Annotated in this window: 14 protein-coding genes and 1 pseudogene; 8 read left to right on the top strand and 7 right to left on the bottom strand. The window is 44.5% G+C overall.

Going from position 1 to position 19,344, the window contains the following annotated elements; all coding sequences use genetic code 11:
- Positions 1-67: 67 nt before the first annotated feature.
- The 6 genes from ACKGJO_RS12665 to ACKGJO_RS12690 all read left to right on the top strand — a co-directional run bounded on the left by ACKGJO_RS12665 (position 68) and on the right by ACKGJO_RS12690 (position 8,675).
- Positions 68-1,285, top strand: a complete 1,218-nt coding sequence (locus ACKGJO_RS12665) for a hypothetical protein (RefSeq protein WP_411323808.1) — start codon at positions 68-70, stop codon at positions 1,283-1,285.
- Between the two features lie 142 nt (positions 1,286-1,427).
- Positions 1,428-2,528, top strand: coding sequence for a hypothetical protein (locus ACKGJO_RS12670; protein WP_411323809.1), 1,101 nt, complete (start codon positions 1,428-1,430; stop codon positions 2,526-2,528).
- The gene (locus tag ACKGJO_RS12675; RefSeq protein WP_411323810.1) at positions 2,515-4,014 is read left to right on the top strand and encodes an amidohydrolase family protein; all 1,500 of its coding nucleotides are present in this window, start codon (positions 2,515-2,517) and stop codon (positions 4,012-4,014) included. The genes ACKGJO_RS12670 and ACKGJO_RS12675 overlap by 14 nt, the downstream gene beginning before the upstream one ends.
- A gap of 72 nt (positions 4,015-4,086) precedes the next feature.
- Complete coding sequence (locus ACKGJO_RS12680; RefSeq protein ID WP_411323811.1) at positions 4,087-6,384, top strand: S9 family peptidase; 2,298 nt, start codon at positions 4,087-4,089, stop codon at positions 6,382-6,384.
- Between the two features lie 278 nt (positions 6,385-6,662).
- A complete protein-coding gene (locus tag ACKGJO_RS12685; RefSeq protein ID WP_411323812.1) occupies positions 6,663-7,577 on the top strand; it encodes a hypothetical protein in 915 nt (304 codons plus the stop codon).
- A 114-nt stretch (positions 7,578-7,691) separates the two neighbouring features.
- Positions 7,692-8,675 carry an NAD-dependent epimerase/dehydratase family protein gene (locus tag ACKGJO_RS12690; protein ID WP_411323813.1) on the top strand — a complete coding sequence of 328 codons (984 nt, stop codon included), beginning with the start codon at positions 7,692-7,694 and terminating at the stop codon, positions 8,673-8,675.
- A gap of 367 nt (positions 8,676-9,042) precedes the next feature.
- Here the strand turns inward: ACKGJO_RS12690 and ACKGJO_RS12695 are convergent, their stop codons facing one another.
- The 6 genes from ACKGJO_RS12695 to ACKGJO_RS12720 all read right to left on the bottom strand — a co-directional run bounded on the left by ACKGJO_RS12695 (position 9,043) and on the right by ACKGJO_RS12720 (position 18,024).
- Positions 9,043-12,120: an efflux RND transporter permease subunit gene (locus ACKGJO_RS12695; protein WP_411323814.1), complete on the bottom strand. Its 3,078-nt coding sequence runs from the start codon at positions 12,118-12,120 to the stop codon at positions 9,043-9,045.
- 22 nt (positions 12,121-12,142) lie between these two features.
- Entirely contained in the window at positions 12,143-13,792 is a 1,650-nt protein-coding gene (locus ACKGJO_RS12700; protein ID WP_411323815.1) for an efflux RND transporter periplasmic adaptor subunit, read from the bottom strand.
- A 45-nt stretch (positions 13,793-13,837) separates the two neighbouring features.
- Positions 13,838-14,134 (bottom strand): hypothetical protein, encoded by a 297-nt coding sequence (locus ACKGJO_RS12705; protein WP_411323816.1) that lies wholly within the window; start codon positions 14,132-14,134, stop codon positions 13,838-13,840.
- Positions 14,131-15,384: a TolC family protein gene (locus ACKGJO_RS12710; RefSeq protein WP_411323817.1), complete on the bottom strand. Its 1,254-nt coding sequence runs from the start codon at positions 15,382-15,384 to the stop codon at positions 14,131-14,133. Before ACKGJO_RS12710 ends, ACKGJO_RS12705 begins: the two co-directional genes overlap by 4 nt.
- Before the next feature lie 75 nt (positions 15,385-15,459).
- Complete coding sequence (locus tag ACKGJO_RS12715; protein WP_411323818.1) at positions 15,460-15,876, bottom strand: hypothetical protein; 417 nt, start codon at positions 15,874-15,876, stop codon at positions 15,460-15,462.
- A gap of 621 nt (positions 15,877-16,497) precedes the next feature.
- A complete protein-coding gene (locus tag ACKGJO_RS12720) occupies positions 16,498-18,024 on the bottom strand; it encodes a hypothetical protein (RefSeq protein ID WP_411323819.1) in 1,527 nt (508 codons plus the stop codon).
- Between the two features lie 150 nt (positions 18,025-18,174).
- On the opposite strand from ACKGJO_RS12720, the gene ACKGJO_RS12725 reads away from it, so the two are divergent.
- Positions 18,175-18,435 carry a hypothetical protein gene (locus tag ACKGJO_RS12725; RefSeq protein ID WP_411323820.1) on the top strand — a complete coding sequence of 87 codons (261 nt, stop codon included), beginning with the start codon at positions 18,175-18,177 and terminating at the stop codon, positions 18,433-18,435.
- Positions 18,436-18,671: 236 nt separating this feature from the next.
- Here the strand turns inward: ACKGJO_RS12725 and ACKGJO_RS12730 are convergent, their stop codons facing one another.
- Positions 18,672-19,082, bottom strand: coding sequence for a DoxX family protein (locus tag ACKGJO_RS12730; RefSeq protein ID WP_411323821.1), 411 nt, complete (start codon positions 19,080-19,082; stop codon positions 18,672-18,674).
- 107 nt (positions 19,083-19,189) lie between these two features.
- On the opposite strand from ACKGJO_RS12730, the pseudogene ACKGJO_RS12735 reads away from it, so the two are divergent.
- Positions 19,190-19,306: pseudogene (locus ACKGJO_RS12735) on the top strand (YceI family protein); the annotation flags it as partial.
- Positions 19,307-19,344 lie beyond the last annotated feature (38 nt).

The raw sequence follows: 19,344 nt of genomic DNA on the forward strand, positions 1-19,344 counted from the left end.
TTAAAGCCAGAACCATAAGGTTTGATAGGACAAGAATTATCAATTGAATAACATTAGTATAAACATTATGTCTCATATCCTAAAATTATCACTAACTGTCTGCTTACTGATATTAATCAATCAGCCCTTGGCGGCTCAGTCAAATGACCCGGCAGGTGATGACCGGTATATTGTGGATCTAACTGCGATGGAGTTTTCCTTTGAGCTACCCTCCAAGATAAAATCAGGGTGGGTGACGTTCAGATTTAAAAACGAAGGGAGCTTAACTCACGTCGCACAAATTCTGAAATTGGAACATGACCTTTCATCTGCTGAGGTGGACTCAATCTTACAAGCAGGCGATTATCCTGCTACCACAAAAGTGATGGGTGGACCGGGATTACATTCGGGCGGTGAGTCCAGTGAAATTACCATTCAACTGGAACCGGGGGTTTATATGATGGTATGTGGAACCCGCATGAAAAATGATATTCCACACTTCGACCTGGGGATGATATCACACCTGGAAGTAACCGAGGAAATTGGTGCTAAAGAGCCACCGACATCAGATGTGAAACTGACGCTGGATAATTATGATATAAAGATGGACGGAGTCTTATCAACTGGCCGACAGACGATAGAAATTGATGGTAACGAGGCTGCATATGACGTACATCTTATAGCCCTAGAGGAGGAATCTACCGAGGCGGCCGCTTTTGAGTACTTTAATGATCTTCAAGACCCAACTCCGGTTCGGTTATACGGAGGTGTAGAGGAAGGTCATATCTCTTACTATACAGTCAATATAAAACCGGGTGATTATCTTCTCAGCTCCCATGAATATGGTATCTGGGGAATGCATGAAAAATTCAGCTTATCTAATCAAGGTGATTTCACTTTAAAGGATAAAGGAACAAAACAGCAGGTAGAGATAAAGACAGCCGATTATGGTATAAGTGTTCCTGAAGAGATATCCAGCGCAAGAACCCTGGTGACGATTCATAACACAGGAAATCAGGATCATCAGCTTGAGATTTGGAAACTGCAGGACGGAATGGGGTCTGATGATTGGATACATTGGATGACTTCCGATAAAAAGGATCACGAGGAAGGTCATCATAATCACACAGCAGAATTTCCTGGCAAAGGATATGGAATAACCTTTGAGTCTTTACGCCCGGGAAAAGAACATGCCTTGACGCTAGAGCTTTCACCGGGAAGGTATGTCGCCGTATGCTATGCAGAAAATGATGAAGGTAACTATCACATTGAGGAAGGGGAGATTGTAGAGTTTATAGTCGAATAATATCTGTTACCTCTACATAATAAATATTCAAATATTTAGATCATGAAAAATATAATACTGATTATTTGCCTTCTCCATCTCCTGTAAGCAAAACAGCAGAACTGATAAAAATACGAAGGTTGTCCAGCGAGATTCTACTTACGTGGTAGATTTAAAAGCACTGGATTATGCCTTTGCCATGCCGCCTGAGATTCCTTCTGGGTGGATCACCTTTCGGATGGAAAATATGGGAGAGGACAATCACATTGCCACGATTTTGCGATCTGAATCAGATCTGAGCGTTGAGGAAATCCAATACAAAATATCTACTGGAAACTATGATTTTCCCACCAGTTCTATAGGAGGTCCTGGTTTACATAGTTCTGGGCAAAAGAGTGATGTTACCTTGCACCTGGAGCCTGGAAATTATGTCATGATTTGCTGGGTAATGATAGAAGGCGGGAAATTTCATGCCGACTTAGGAATGCAAATGGTTTTTCAGGTTACCGAAGCGTCTTCCGGCGCGACAAAACCCAAAGCGGATGTTAATATAATTCTGGACAAGTATGATCTTCAGAGAACCAAAACTTTTGCTACAGGGGAGCAAACCGTTGAAATTGTGAATAGAGGATTTCCCTATGGCCTTCATTTGTTTCGAGTGCAGGACTCTCTGAGCATTGAAAAAGCCGAATTAAAAATGGATGGCATAATAGGCGGTGAACAGGTAGAATGGATCAGCGGCGCTGAACCTCCTGATTCTGTAAGAAGTACTTTTGTAACGTATAGTTTTTCTCCGGGAGAATACATGTGGACTTCTCACGCTTATGTGTGGGGAGTGATGGACAGGTTTATAATTGAAAAAGGGGAACGAACAAATAAGCTGATAGAGCAAGAGAAAAAGAGCAAAGCAAATAAAGTGGGCGTAAAAGTAGAAGATAGAGAGATTCGAATAGACAATGACATTAAAACCGGAAGGAATACTTTTTACTATGCCTATAAAGGAAATGATAAGCATTTATTTCGCTTAACTAGAATAAAAAAAGAAGAAAGCAAAAAGAGCTTTTTAAACTTTTATGAATTAGCTCCGGAAGATCGATATTTCGGTTCTGTTCCATATCTAGGTTGGCCTGTCGATTTAAGTGAAGAAGATCCAATTACAGTTGATATACAGCCGGGAAAGTATCTGATAGATTGTCATGCAAGATCCGAAAATGGCGAAAAACACCGTGATCAAGGCGAGATAGCAGAGTTTGTGGTGGAATAAATACATCAGTTTCGGGATCGATCAAAATATTCACCCAATAAAAAATCAACCTATGAAAACATCATATTTACTTTTTTCAATTCTTTTAATGTCTCTGATGTCCATTGGCAGCAGCATAGCTCAAACCTCAGAGAGCACTAAAACTGTAGTGGTTTTTACCAATGCGACGGTAATTGACGGCACAGGCGCGACTCCAATGGAGAATGCGACAATCTTGATCGAGGACGAACGAATAGCCTGCGTGGGCGAGTGCGAAATCCCCGATGGCGCCAAGGTGATCGATACCGGGGGCAAGTATATAATCCCCGGACTGGTTGATGCTCACGTACATTATGATGGGTCGGGATGGTTTGACACACGTCCCGGTTTTATGGGCTTCAATGTTAATGACCGTTTTCCTATTGCGGAGGTCGGTGCTGAGCAACGGGAATACCCAGAGCGGTTCCATCGCAGCTATCTTTGCTCAGGAGTAACTGCAGTATTTGACATCGGAGGACAACCATGGACGCTGGATGTGCGTGATGATGCAAAAGGTTCCAAGGCCGCACCTCATATTGCTTCTGCGGGCCCGATGTTGACCACGATGCCGTACCTGGAACCTGACGCGCGCGCTTTGAATATTAACATGGTCGATGAAGAGTCGGTGCGTTTTGGGGTGCGCGTGCTTTCGTGGCTGGGCAGTGATGCGGTTAAGATTGTTCTGGAGAGCGGGCCAAAGGACCGTGAGGCTGTGCGTAGTCTCCTGCGTGTGGTGGCGGAGGAGGCAAATCGAGCGGGACTACCCGTGATTGCCCATGCCTCAGGTTTAGAGAATGCTAAGGATGCGCTCTGGGAAGGTAACGCCTCTATGCTTGCCCACTCCGTACTTCCTGAACGGGTCGATGATGAGTTCCTGGAACTGGCACGTCGCAATGACGCCGTTTACGTTACCCATAATGGCAGACAAAAAACCATTTTGGCCGCATTGTCGATGGTAAACCCCAACCGTGCGATATTTCGGTTTCCAGAACAGGAGATTCCCCTTGATTGTGTTGATCCCGTTACTCGCAGCAAGCTGCGACTCACCGAATCCTTGCCGACCCCAGAGACGAATGTTGAGGTTGTTGACTCTTACCGTGCTGAGCTTGAATCTGAATATTCAAGAATCTTAGAGAACCTTAAACGCGTCCATGAGGCGGGAATCACGGTGGCAATAGGCTCTGATGCGGGAAATCCTTTAACCGTGCATGGCCCTGCTATTTTTATGGAGATGGAAGGCTTGGCTAAGGCGGGCCTGACTCCAATGGAAGTTCTTGTGGCTTCCACCCGCAACGGTGCAAAAGCAATGGGACGCCTGGATGAATTCGGCACGCTGGAAGAAGGAAAGATCGCCGACCTGGTTGTGCTGGAAAAGAATCCGCTCGAGGATATTTCCAATGTCCGCAGTATAGAGCTGGTGGTGCGTAGTGGGAAGGTGTGGACGAGAGAAGAGTTTAAGTATGAGTGATTATGCTTCAGGCGAACTTATATACCTGTGAACGACAAATATGATAAATAAAAGAGCAAAGAATTAACACCTATGAAGTTAAAAACATTAAATAAAAATATTTTGAGACTCCAAATTACCTGTCTCTTTGTGCTATCGGTTTTAGTAGCTAATAATGGCTATGCGCAAAAAGCCAATTTTGAACAGGCGGAGCTTTTTACTGCCCAAATGATGGAAAAGATGGTTGGAAGTACCTCAGTAGATCCAAACTGGATTGAAGGTAAAGATCAGTTTTGGTATGTCTATGAGAATAGTGATGGAAAGCGATGGATGTTTGTAGACGCCAATAGAAAATCAAAGGAAGAGCTCTTTGACCGGGAAGAGATGGCGGCCAATCTGACTGAAATATTTAATAAGCCCTTTAAAAGCGAGGATTTGCCGATCAATAATTTACAATACAATACCGGCAAAGGCTTTTTTGAATTTAGTGTTGAAGATACTCGCTTTACTTATCGAATGTCCGATAAAAAGTTAATGAAAGACGAGGATCATACTAGAGCCCCCGGCTGGGCACTTTACTCACCAGACCGCACCTGGATCGCTTTTGCAAGAGATCATAACCTGTATTTAATGAAAGCCGGCGATCCCGATAGTACCGAATATCAACTGACCGATGACGGGGAACGGTGGTACAGTTTTCAGGCCAATGATGCAGATACCAGCAGCAATAAGCGACTGGCTCCTAATGCTAATTGGTTTAATGATTCTAAAAAGTTGTATACCAAAAGAACGGACTCTCGGAAGATAAAAGATATGTGGATTGTAAATACGCTGAAACAGCGCCCCGAACTGATGACTTACAAGCAACCAATGCCGGGGGATAAGGATATTTATCAAGATGAGGCCTGGGTGTTTGATGTAAATTCTAAAAAGGCCGTTAAACTGGATACAGATACGGATGAATGGGATGATCAGGCGTTGGGAATTCTTCTTACTGGCGGAGGTTTTTATAAAAGTGATGATTCCGATTACTTATATATTCTGCGTCATAACCGGGAATGGAACAAACTGGAAATACTGAAAGCAGATACGGAAACCGGAGAGACAGAAATTTTATTTTCAGAAGTTAGCAAACCTTTTTTCAACATATTTTTTACAAAATTTTTTCCAATAAATAACAACTCAGAATTCATCTGGTATTCAGACCGCACTGGGTGGGGCCAGCTTTATCTGCTTAATGAAGATGGGAAAGTAAAAAACCGTATAACCAATGGCTTTTATACGGTGGGTGATATTCTCAAAGTTGATGCTGATAACCGCACGATATTTTTCGAAGCTTTTGGAAAGGAAGAGAATGTAAATCCTTATTATAAAATGGTATATAGCGTGAATTTTGATGGTAGTAATATGAAACGCTTAACCCCAGAAGATGCACATCATAATATCAGCTTTTCGGAAAACGGCACTTATTTTGTTGATAATTACTCAACGGTCAATCAGCCTACGGTATCGGTTTTGCGTGATGGGGCGGGCAACGTAATACAGGAACTCGAAAAAACAGATATCAGCAAGCTTCAGGCAATGGGCTGGAAGGCACCGGAAATTTTTAAAGTTAAAGCAGCCGATGGTGACACAGACCTTTACGGAACCATGTGGAAGCCAAATGATTTTGACTCTACAAAAAGTTATCCATTGATAAGTGATGTATATCCGGGACCAAACGGAGAACCAATTCCCCGCAATTTTAGGATTAGCGGTTTCGAAGGCAATAACACAGCTATGGCTCAGCTTGGTTTTGTAGTAATTGCAATGGGGCAGCGAGGTGGATCGTATTTTCGTTCAAAAGAATATTTGAGTTATGGCTATGATAATTTTCGTGATTTCCCGTTGGCAGATAATAAGTACGGCTTAGAACAACTTGCAGCACGCCATTCTTTTATTGATAAAAACCGGATTGGAATTTATGGGCATTCAGGTGGCGGCAATATGAGTACCGGTGCTATTCTTACTTATCCGGATTTTTATAAGGTGGCTGTTTCTTCTGCGGGTAATCATGATCCTAATATGTATTGGTACCCATTTATTGAACTCACTAATGAGGTTGAAAAATCTGTAGAACCTAACACGAAATTAGCCGAGAATTTGAAGGGTAATTTACTGTTGGTGCATGGAACTTTAGATGATAATGTCCATCCTGGACATTCCTTTCGTATGGCTGATGCCCTTATAAAAGCAGAAAAGCGATTCGACATGATGATGTTGCCCGGCGAGGGACATTATATTCATACACTTCCCTATTGGGAAAGAATTATATGGAATTATTTCGCTGAACACCTCTTAGGATACAAAGCTGAAAGTGCAGATTTAAATATTCGTAACTATGAAAATTAAGATATGGATTTGCAAAAACCTGGAGGATTTGTGATGATAAATTATCAGCTTGAGCTCGTGAGAAATAGACAGTTAAATATCGAAGGTTTATCTGGTGTGAAAGAAATAGAAGAAATAGCTTAAAAATTCACCTAAAAAACGTTTTAAATCGGACGCGGACGGGCTGCGATGGAAACTTGTTTGCAAGCAATTAATTTCGCTACTTCAAAGAAATCACAATCCCCGCGCCGGTTAAACCGCAGTTCGCTAACAGGCACCCCGTCATTCAATCAAATAAAATGAATACACTCAAACATCTAAGCTGTATAATCCTGCTATCAATTATAATGTGGGGATGCGGCACACAAGATCAGAAGGAATATAGAGTGGAAATTGTTGCATACGATTATGCATTCCAGGCACCCAGTGAACTACCATCGGGGTGGATAACCTTTGTTTTAAACAATGAGCAAGCTCATGAAATTCATGAGATAAGTTTTGCCCGTATTCCGGAAGGTGTTACATACCCCGAATATTTGAATGAATATGTGGGAGCCTGGGGTATTTTACTGAAAGAGTATCAGGACGGTGAATTTGAACGGCCCGGTCTTTCGGCGCGCGCAAATGAACTGTTGCCCGAATGGGCCGATGGCGTGGAGTATGTGAACGCCAGGGGGCTGGTTTCTCCGGGAAGGTCAGCCGAAAAAACGGTATATCTGGCCCCGGGATTATATTCAGTAGATTGCTGGGTCAAAACGGAGGATGGTATTATTCATTTAACAGCCGGCATGACACGACCGCTTACCATTACGGAGGAATCTGCCAACAGCCCTGAGCCCTCATTTGATAACAGTATAACACTGCATGAAAATGAAATCGATGTTGATTGGAATGCTGAAACCGGTTTTCACTCATTTGCCGTACGGATGGAAGCAGACTCTGAAGGAAAGCCGGCTCATAATAACATTCATCTGATCAAACTGGAGGAAGACACCAATCTGGACGAAGTCAACATCTGGATGGATTGGTACAAAGTTGGAGGCCTCAGAGCTCCAGCACCTGCAGAGTTCCTTGGAGGTGTGAGCACCTACGATGCTATCCCCGGTGAAAGTGCGACTTATTTTTCTTTGGAAATTGATGAACCCGGAGAATATGCCTGGATCGTTCAGGTGCCTGAAGGTGAGCAACTGTGGAGGACATTCAATGTCCAATAACTGGTCTTAAACTAACAGAATGAAAAAAATAATGCAGAAAACGAAAAAATCTTTTAAGGAGAATGTGCTAAAAAGCAGGGTTCTTAATTTCAAATATAATAATTGAGGCTTACAATGAAATCACTTACAGATAAATCAGTCCTGGTAACGGGGGCAACCGGCTTTGTAGGTTCCCGTCTGTCTGAATTATTATCTACAAAAGAAAAAGCAGAGGTTACCGGCATAGGCAGGGACCTTGATCGCGTTTCTCATCTTAAAAAGAAGGGAGTAAGCCTAGAGGCTGTGGACATTCTCGATACGGAGGCACTTAAAAGTATGGTGGAGGGCAAGGATTTCATCTTTCATACTGCCGCTGACATGCAAGCTGATCCTGATACTGCACAATCGGTGAATGTAGAGGCAACTGAAGATTTAGTAAGGCTAGCAGGAGAGGCCGGTGTCTCTCGCTTTATTCACGTGAGTACCGTTGGCGCTTATGATATGGCCGAAGTAGAAGTGGTAGATGAGTCCACGCCACTGGCTTTGGATCATCCTTCTACCTACGCACGAACGAAAGCGCAAGCTGAAAAACGGGCTGCTGATATGGCTGAAGAGTTTGAATTAGAACTTACAATAGTGCGGCCCTCAATGATCTACGGACCCGGGCATGGATTTTGGTCCGAAAGTATGTTCAAGAATGTTCTGGAAGGCAAACCGGTATTCCTGGGAGATGGTTCAACGCATTTTAACCCCGTTTACATCGACGATGTCGTGGAAGCCTTAATACTATGCGCAAAGCAACCTAAAGCGGCCGGGGAATCTTTTAATGTATCGGCAGATATAACAACATGGCGTGAGTTCATGAGTCATTATGGGCGATTGTGCGATAAAGAACCTAAAGGCCTGCCATTGATCATTGCGCGCCTGATGGTTTTCGCCAACAAGATACCCGGTATTAATACCCCAATTGATCAGGGATTCATAGAAATGGCGAATTCTTATAAACGCTTCCCTACCCAAAAAGCAACGAAACTTCTTGGTTGGGGGCCTGAAGTAACTCTTGAGGAAGGGCTAAAAAGAACCACTGAGTGGCTTAAAGAAGAAGGTTATAAAGACTAGATAAAGATTCGGCAAACAAATCTTTCATTTCCCTTCCTTTCGCTCGTTCAAACTGAAATTAGAATCTACCTTTAATCATCATTAAAGTGCATTTCAATGCATATGAGTGAAGGCTTTTGCTTTCTTCCGGGCGTACATAGACGTACTAACGCCAAGCCATAAGATATTTACTCACAATATCTTATGGCTTTTGTGTTTTTAGGGTGGCCAACATACGGCAAACATTTTCACTTAAATGCTCTCTATTGATTCTAAGGTGTATATTCATGGTTTGATCCACAAATCGCCAAATAACAATATTTACACATTAGAAAAACAGCTGTTCTTCTGACTCTATTTTAATGTGAGGTTATATTGCCAATAAATATTACTCCGTCTCAAACTGTGCCAAAAGTGCCGGAATCACTATCATATTCAGCAGAGTTGAACTCAATAATCCTCCAAGGATAACCTGCGCCATTGGAGACTGTATCTCATTCCCCGGTTCACCGGCTGCTAATGCCAGCGGAATGAGGGCAAGCCCGGCCGTCAACGCCGTCATTAGAATAGGATTGAGTCGCTCCATGGCTCCCTGCCTAATCGCCCGTATGAACGCCTTACCTTCCTTTCTAAGCTGTTGATAATGAGATACCATTAGGATTCCATTTCTTGTTGCGATACCAAACAAGGTGATAAACCCAACCATGGATGCAATGGAGATAATCCCACTGGTAAACAGCACGGTGTAAATTCCACCGATCAGTGCAAACGGCAGGTTTACCATAACAAGTAAGGCGGTTTTAAGTGACCCGAATTCTAAGAATAGAAGCAGATATATTGCCGCAATAGCTACAATACTAAGCAACGAAATAGTTCTCGTTGCCTGAGCTTCACTTTCAAACTGACCGCCATATTCCACAAAGTAACTTTGTGGGAAATTGACGTTTTGTGAAACGTTGGCCCGAATGTTATCTACCGTACTTCGGAGATCCCTTCCCGCAACATTAGCCGAAACTACGATCTTCCGCTGAACATTTTCCCGGCTAATGGTATTGGGTCCGCTTCGGGATGTTACCGAGGCCAGTTCTGCCAACGGAACAATGGTTCCGTCTTCCAGGTTGAAGGTTGCTTTTTGCACCGTTTCGATGCTGCCACGGTGATCCTCATCAAATCGAACCAGCAGATCAAACATCTTATCGCCTTCCAAGACCTGTGACACCACCTCGCCTGCAAACGCTACATCTACCATCTCAGCGAGTTGCTGAATAGTAATGCCATAACGAGCCAATGCCCTGCGGTCAGGACGAATCTGTATCTGGGGCACATTTTGTTGCTGCTCAACCGACAGATCCACCACGCCTTCTACCGTTTCCATTTGCCCACGCACCTCCTCGGCCAATGCTCGGAGTCGGAACAGGTCGGTTCCAAAGATCTTCACAGCGATGTTGGCTCGTGTGCCCGAAAGCATGTGGTCAATTCGGTGCCCGATGGGCTGCCCAATGGTGATGTTAGTTCCGGAAACCACACTTAGGTCTTCCCGGAGTTCTGCCAACACTTCTTCTTTGGTGGTTCCTTCCGGGATATCCAGCTTGGCATCAATTTCTGAGGCATTGACTCCCTGGGCATGTTCATCCAGCTCGGCTCTTCCGGTTCGGCGTGAGGTAGAAGCAATAGCCGGATGTTCCAGTAGAATTGTTTCTATGCGTTTGCCGATTTCATTGGATTCGGTCAGCGAGGTACCGGGTATGGTTACTGCACTGATCACCAGCGTTCCCTCGTTAAATTCGGGAAGAAAAGAACGTCCTAAAAAGGGTAATACCACCAATGTGCCAAGAAACAGAACCAGCGTACTCACAATGATGATCTTCTTAAAGCGAATCACCACATTAAGCACGTGCTCATATCCGGATTTAAGTTTTTTGGTAAACCAGCTCTCCTCCAGTTTTCCTTTGGATGCCTGACTGGGCAACAGGTAATAACACATGGCCGGAGTTACGGTCATGGCAATAACCAACGAGGCTCCAATGGAAATGATATAGGCAAGGCCCAACGGCTGCAAAAGTCGACCTTCAATCCCGCTCAGAAAGAACAGAGGAATAAACACGATCATAATGATCAGCGTGGCGTTAATAATAGAAGATCGTATCTCTTTCGAGCCCTCAAAAACGACGTCAATGGACAGCTCCTGTTCTTTTTCAGGTAACTTCGAGTTTTCCCTGAGCCGCCTATAAACATTTTCCACATCAATGATGGCATCATCCACGATCACTCCAATGGCAATAGCCATCCCGCCCAAGGTCATCGTATTGATGGTGATGTCAAAGAATTCCAGTACCAGGATCGAAACGATCAAGGCCAGTGGAATCGACGTTAGAGAAATCAGGGTCGTGCGAAAATTTCCAAGGAATAAAAACAGAATGATAACCACCAGAAAGGCTCCATCCCTAAGTGCTTCCACCACATTTTCGATGGCTAGGTCAATAAATTCGGCCTGACGAAACAAGTGCGTATTGATCTCAAATCCGGCCGGAAGGCTCGATTCGATCTGAGCGAGCGTTTCATCCACCCGATCCGTTAGCTCCAGGGTATTGGTATCCGGCTGTTTTTGAATGGAGATGATCACAGCCGGATCAGCGTTCACGGAGGCATCCCCAATCTTTTGAGCTGCTGCAATTTCTACCGTTGCCACATCTCCAATTGTAATTGGGATATTATTTCGCTGGGTGATCACAGACTGTTCCATATCGTCCACTGAATACGCCCGGCCTATCCCACGGATAGTATATTCCTGACTGTATTGCCTGAAGAAGCCACCAGAGAAGTTTTCATTGGCTTGTTCAGTGGCCTGTAATACCTGATGCAGTGTGATATTGTATTGTTTCAGTTTATCAGGATTGACCCGCACCTGATACTGTTTTTGTCCGCCACCGATGGGGATCACTTGAGCCACACCGGGAATGGCCAGCAACCTGCGACGGATTTCCCAGTCGGCGGCTGTTCGCACCTCAAGCTCCGAATGCTCGTCACTATCCACACTCACTAACATGATCTCTCCCATAATGGAGGAAATTGGTGCCATGATGGGTGGCGGAACTTCTTCGGGAAGACTGGTAGCCACCAGTTGTAGTTTTTCGTTCACAATTTGCCGGGCCCTGAATATATCGGTACCCCAGTCAAATTCTACCCATACAATGGATATTCCTTTGGCTGTAGATGAGCGAACTCTTCGCACGCCTGTTGCCCCGTTCACTGAGGTCTCCACCGGGATAGTTACCAGCCTTTCCACTTCTTCCGGAGCTAATCCGTGGGCTTCGGTCATAACCGTAACTGTTGGTGCGGTTAAATCGGGAAACACATCCACCGGCATCCTATCAACGACATAAATACCGGCCGCTAAAATTACAACTGAGCTTACCAATACGACCAGTCGGTACCGTAACGATCCTCTGATTATTGCATCTAACATAATTTATTTCCTTTCCTGATGATTAATGAGAATGACCGTGTGCAGGTGCTTCAGAGGACAATGAAGCCAATTTCACCTGGTACGCATTAGTAGTAACCACATACTCGTCTTCTTCAAGACCCGAAGTCACTTCCACCCATCCTCGATTTCTTATGCCTGTAGTTATGGCTCTTTTCTCGAAGGATTCACCCGCTACATGCACGTACACCACGAAATTTCCTTCTTCCTCAATGAGCGCTGATTCCAGGATGGCGATCACGTTTTCTTTTCGATCGGTGTCGATCTCAGCGGTTACAAAGAGTCCGCTGTGTAAACCTTCTCGATTATCAATTTCATAGATCAGAGAAAGCGTTCGGGTTTGGGGGTCCACTTGTTTGCCCGCGCTAAGCAAGCGCCCGTTAACCTCCTCCATGTTGTACATTTTCTCATTTCCCTGCACGTAAAAAATGGCCGCTCCGGGATTTTGGATAGCTGTTCGTTCAGATGCGGGAACGTGTAAGCTCAGCCACATTTTGCTCATATCAGCAATTTGCAAAAGCGGCTCTCCGGCTTTCACCTGCATTCCAGGCCGTATATAAGATTCAACCACGGTTCCGGAGATCGGGGCTTTCATTGTAAAGCGATACGAGGATTTTGTGTAGCCATAGGTTTCTACGGTAGAGGTATCAATTTGAGCGATCTCATTGATGGTCTGAAACTGAGTGACTGCTTGTCGGTATTCGATCCGGGCTTTTTCCAGTTCTACTTCCGGTATGGCCTCTTTTTCATATAACCGCTTAGACCTCTCCAGGTTCTTTTGGGCCAAAGAGAGTTGTGATTGCGCATTGATAAACTGCTGAGCATAGTTTTCTCCATCCGCTGATTGTATAGATGGATTCAGCTGCACCAGTGAGGTGCCTTTACTGATGTCTTGCCCTTCAACCGGTAGGCTTTGATTGGCACTGCTCAGTATGATCCCTGAAAATGGAGCCGAAACCGTAACTTCCCTGCTTTGAACTGGTTTGAGCTCGCCATGCGCATCCACTGTTTCTGACAGTGTGTGGCGACCAACTTTCTGCGTAGCAAACGGGATCTTCCACTGCTGCTCTTTCAGAAAGGATATCAAATTTGGATCTTCATCCTCGTGAGTAGCCGGAACGTCTTCTGCAGAGCTATAAACTGGAATGCCATCAACCTGAAGTGTGTCTTCTACCATGCCCTGAATGATAATCGTAAGGTCATAACGTCCTGCCCGGTCAAAGATAACATCCGGACCGTAGATCCCCCGAATTTGAACTTCCGTTTCGGTAAGGGAACCTTCGTTACCCCGCTCAGAGCTAAACACAAACTGCACTTCTGATTCAGAAATGGGGCTGAAATCCGAAAGCCGGGTCAGGTGAACGGCAAAGGTGGCTTCCTGACCCACGATAAGTTCCGGATACTCCATGAAGAGTTCGGTCTTATCCGTCCATTGCGTGATCACTCCGGCTCCTTCCAGTTGAGATTCTCCCTCATGACTATGGGCGTCTTCTCCATCATGGGAGTGGCTATAATCTTCTTGCGCTTGCTGAGTCGTTTGCTCGTGGGTATGATCACCTTCTTCGTCATGACTGTGGCTTTCATCACTGCTACCGCCGCAACCCATCATAAACAGGGATGTACTTAGAATTAGTAATGGTATTAGCTGTTTCATTGCATCAAATTTTGGTCGTGATAGGTTTGTCTAATATTTAGGGAATTAGTAACTGTGCTCTTCATCTCCGTGTGAATGGGTTGAATCTTCATGGCTGTGTTCCTCCTCATCATGGCTGTGGTCACTGTTTTCGTCATGGGCATGAGTTGAATCATCTTCTGTTGAATGGTGGTCTCCACCTCCGATCCGAACTGCATCACCATCATCGGAAGTGGATGATTGAGCCGGAGCTTCATGGGTGTGATCACCGTCTTCGCCATGACTGTGTGTTTCTTGTTCTGAGCCGCAACCGGCGATGATAAATGCAAGGCTTACAAAAAGTGCTGTGAATAGATTTTTCATTGTTCTGAGGTTTTTTGAGTTGAGAATATTTTTCCTGAGGTGATGGTATCGAGGGTAAAAAGAGCTTGTTGGTAATCCGCGGTGATGCGATGTTGTAGGCTGCGACCATCGACGTAAGCCTTGGTGGCATCCAGCAGTTCGACCAGCGAATAACATCCTTCCTGATAAGCAGATCGTGATGTTTCCAACATTTCAGCAGAAAGTGGATTTTGTTGCATCTCTTGCCATTGCGCATACAAATTTTGAACACGACGGTAGGCTACATCCACCTGATTACGAATGGTTCGTCTTTGTAGCTGCAACGATGTTTCCACGCTGCGATGTTCGGCTTCTGCCATGGTGATGCTTCCGCTGTTTCGGTTGAAAATAGGTAGTTGTATGCCCCCGCCAATGACAAAACCTTCCGAGCCGTCCGACTGATTCTTATAGCCGAAATTCACCTTTAAGTCCGGCAGGCGTTCTCGTTTTTCCACTTTGTATTTTAGTCCGAGAGCTTCCGCCTCCAGCTCCATAGCCCGAAGATCAGCCCGACGCTCCAACGCATATTGCTGAAGTGTTTCAAGGTCTTCCATGATCGGCTCTACCGATAATTCTTGTTCCACCTGAAATTCAAAGCCGGGCTCTTCGAATGAAGTGATCATGGAGGCCAATTGGTTGCCAACCTGCATCATTTTCAGTTCTACTTCATTTCGCTCACGGAGGTACCGGTTCTTTTCAACGGTAAAACGCTGCACTTGAAGTCCTGACTCGGTGCCTTCTTCTTGGCGGTCTTTAGCTGATTCCAGCACCTGATTTATCACTTCAAGCGCTTGATCATACACCTCAAGTTTTTGGCCTGAATACCAGTACTCAACATACAGAGATTTTACTCTTTGGATTAAAACCGACCGTTCGTATTGATAGCTTAATCCAGCCGCTTCAGTGCTTTTATCAGCGCTTTTATTTCGGAGGAAGGCCTGCCCCAGGAGTTCAATCGGCTGCGAGATCTGATAGGTGGTTTCATCATAATCGAGCGTACCGGCATTGAGCTGTTCGCTGAAAATGCTCACCTCGGGATTCATATATGATTTATACTGTTGAGCCGTTCCCTGTTTTCGAAGTTCTTCGAGTTTAGCCAGTTCCTGCTGGAGACTGTGTTGCTTGAATCGCTCAACAACCTCCTCTAATGAAAGTGTTGTGGATTGGGCGTGAACCTGCATTGGTACCCATAGGAATACCAAAAACAAGATCCACCACTTGGATGAATTCATAAATAGAATGTATTAATGGTTATAGAATGCTATTGAGATAGCTGAGAAGAGATGCTATCTGGCGGAGGTATAGATCTATCCCAGGGGTGGGCCGCGAAGAGAATAAGAAGAGAAATGATTGGATTGGTATAGATGAACCGGCGGTGGCAGATCCAAATAAAGCAGGATCGAAGACTCTAAAGGTCTTTGGCTGCTTAAAACGGCTGGGGTAGAAAAAAGCTCTGTGTTAGTGGAAGCCTTACTTGTGGTCTTCTGGGTTAATGTTCCCGTTAGATCAACGGTAGGGGTTGGATGCTGATGGGCGTCCCTATCGTCAAATTCTTCTGCGTGGCTATGACTTTGGGCTTGATCTTCGGAATGAGAATGCACAAAGGCGTGGATATCACCATGATCGAAAATATGATCAAATATGCCATGAAAATGCACGCCATTTCCCAAAAATACACACAATACACTGGCCACAATCAGTAGCCTGGCCGTTTGTTTGAACACTATTTTTTGGGTTAACTTTATCACGGATCTAAAATAGGTGCTGAAAGGCTAAAACCAAAAGCTTTTATTACATCTGATCTGGTATAGTGATTTTTGAGAGGAAAATAACGGACATTTTAGATCTAGTAACTTTCAGTTTTTGTAACCCAATTACCGGTAAACAAAAATTCATTCCCCTTCACCTCAGCCACTTAAACAAAAAATAGATTTTGCCTGTAATGATAAATAAAGTGCATTTTAAAGCAATAGGGTGAAGACCTTTGCTTTCTTCCGGGCGAATACACAAAAGTCACATAAGATAACACATCTTGTAAGGCTTTTACTTATTCCCATATCCCAACAAATTTAAACTGTTTTGTTTGGCAAATACAACCCACCAGTCTCCCGTCCGACGACTGAAACATGGCCGGGCAGCACAATCTTGCAAAGAGTCGTCCGACGGATGGTGGTCGAATCGGGGCAGTGTTTTCTGAATCCACCTCCCAACAGCCTTCAGCAATAAAAGCAAACCAATTTTACCTTTCGACTCAAGTGGAGACCTTCCGAACCAGGCTTATAAGTTAGACGCAAAGCAACGCAACAAGTAGAAAATATCCCAACTTCTAACTAAAACCTAACCCCCTAATCTAATATCTCTCTCCTAACACCATACCGAAACCGGCGGTTATCCTCTATATCCTTCTCGCGGATGATGAGCTTTTCATTGACGCCAAAGGTCTCCTGCACTTTTTCATTGACGGAGCGGATAGTTTCATTACGCAGTTTTCTGCGGTAATCGTAGTTATCCACGTCCGGCCACACGAGTTCCTCGAGTTCGTTTGTCTCCGGCATGTAGTCGGCGTTGCATAAAGCATTCAACAGAGAACGCTCGGTCTCATTGAGTTCCTCCTCAAGTTTATCCTTGGAGAATTGTTTTTTGTCCTCGATAGCGGGGATGGCGCTGCCGAATTTCAAATATAAAAGTCCCAGTATCAGCAGTAATCCAAAGCCTAAGGCTGAGGCATAGACCAGGGTCACATCCGGGCCCACCGGCTCAAGTTTCTCCAGAAGCCTTTGTTCAGGTATCTTTTTGACGATCACGGGAAAGAGTTCCTGATTTGACCTATTGTGATAACCAAGCAAGATAAGTTCCTTTGATTTTTGATCGAATAGGACATGAGTGGCAAACATTTCTTCCTCCACAGTGAGATCCAGATCTATAAGCTTGTATTCGGTATGATCCTTCAGGTCAAAAGTTTTTAGATATAGGGAAAGCTGGGACGAACCACTTGTCCTTACCGGAATGTACCAGTTTCCGGAGCTTAGGCTAAAGGCTGTAGAGGATAAGGATGTTAAGCTTACACCACTCAAGGTGCTGATGGCATTGTTTCTCATTGGCCACCCCGACAAAGGCTCCGTTTTCATTACATATGACCATTCCATGGTGTTGAAATCAAACTTCCAGAGGTTATTTTTCCAAGTATGGTTGGAATTGCTGTCATCGTGTGGCCGTCCTTCAATGACATTTCCTCCGTAAATGTAAAAGGATTGCTGATCCGGGACATACATGCCTTTACTGTTGCTCCGCTCTTTGGGAAATGGGGATTTTTCAGCGGGAGTTACGATCTTCCATTCCCTTAGATTCGGCACAAAATGGGTGATCAGGTTTTTATTTTGCCATAAACCGTATCCGCCAAATGCATATATCATGCCTTCACGAAAAAAAGGAGTGTGACCAAACTGATTTTTATGGGGGAAAGACTGATCCAGCCGTGTGACCTCATAATTTTGCAGATTAATACGATAGACAAGGCCTACCCCGACTGACCATAAATACAGGTCTCCCGTAACCTGATCGAATCCAAACTCCTTAGGTTGGTCAAACAGTTCATCCGTTACGTCATCATCAAAGCTGTGCAGGAAATTCCACTCATCTGTTTTCAGGTCATACGACCATAATTCTTCATAGACCAGTGTGTAAATGATCTGATCTACCGTATCAATATCAGCGAAGAAACTGCCCCGGCCTACAAGGATCGGCTGATTTGAATCCTCATATAATCGTGCCACCTGATCTGCGGGATTTGCATGCAATGCTGTTTCACTGAGAATAAAACTCAGAAATAAAAGCCCTAAAGATTTTGCAGACAAAAAGAATAGATGCTGCATGTTTGCCTGATACGTTTTCCGTTAACCTATATCATATAAAATAATAATTTAGCCATAGAAAAGAAGAGATGTTTTAAGAGAAAATGATCCTGTCCTTATGGAAGAGCTATTTAAGATCTATTAGTTCTGAAAATCCCGGTTCAAAATGAAATGATACGCTCAAAAGGGCGTGCTCATCTGAACAATCTCATTAGCCGACCAAGCGTATTCTTCCCTGTGCAAGGGGAGAAACAAAGAGGGGTAGTGAATACGGGCAACCAAGCCATTGCATGCCCCGCACATCCACCACCCGGCTTCGCATACTCTCAGCTCGGCACCTCCTTCAAAGGAGGAATTTCCGTGGTTGGATTCAAACTCTATATAGTCATTCTTAACCCGGTTTATCAGGATGAAGAACCTGAACATGCTTAATTAGGCGCGATCGCCGTATTCAAACCCCGCAAACCCCTCGTCACTAACAGCAAGCCAATGCGGAGCAAGACGCAGGATGTTGGCGCTAAGACTTATGAGTTAGAAACAAAACAGCGTAGTACGTAGACAACCGGTCCTCCGTCCCCGGTCCTCGATCCAAACCATACATGTTAGCCAAAGACCGCCGCGATCAAGCCCAAACCACTTGCACCTTGAACCTAAAACCTAACTAAACACTAACTAATCTTCCTATCCAAAGAATACTTCCCGCCGCCGGTAAAGAACGTGATCATAAACATGAGTAGAAATAACAGCGCTTTTTCTTTCTGTCCGAATGGATCGCCGGCATGCTGTATAAACAGAGCAACGGCCATATTAATGGCGATGATAAATGACGAAAGGCGGGTTCCAAAACCGAACAGCACAAAAAGGCTGCAAATACCTTCAGCGAAAGCAGCAAGGATGAGAGAGATCTCCGGTCCCAGGCCAATAGGATCAGCGAAGGAGAAATCACCTGAAAAGACCTTAATTGATTTTGGGAGACCATGCGTGAACAAAATGGCCCCTGCCCCAAAGCGCAGTAACAAAATGGAAAGGTTGACATCAATGAACTTACTAAGATCGGTCGAGAGTAACTTTTTGAACATGTCAGTTTAATTATGTGGGTTTGCTTTGGACTAATAAAATAAAAATTTAGGACTTTATTCGTATCTCATTTCTCAAAATGTGAAAATCCCAGATGAATCCGTTCACTAAGGAAATTGGACTTAAGTGGAATGCCGTAACGGAAGCCGGAAGCGTTGTGGTGGGCGATGAAGTTAAACTGCATATGAACGTTCAGGTAGTGGAAAGCGAGCCTGTAGAAGCATAGTAAACTATTTATATTTATACCCCCCCCAAGATAAGGCG

The organism is Gracilimonas qinghaiensis (assembly GCF_046602855.1).
Classification (GTDB): domain Bacteria; phylum Bacteroidota; class Rhodothermia; order Balneolales; family Balneolaceae; genus Gracilimonas.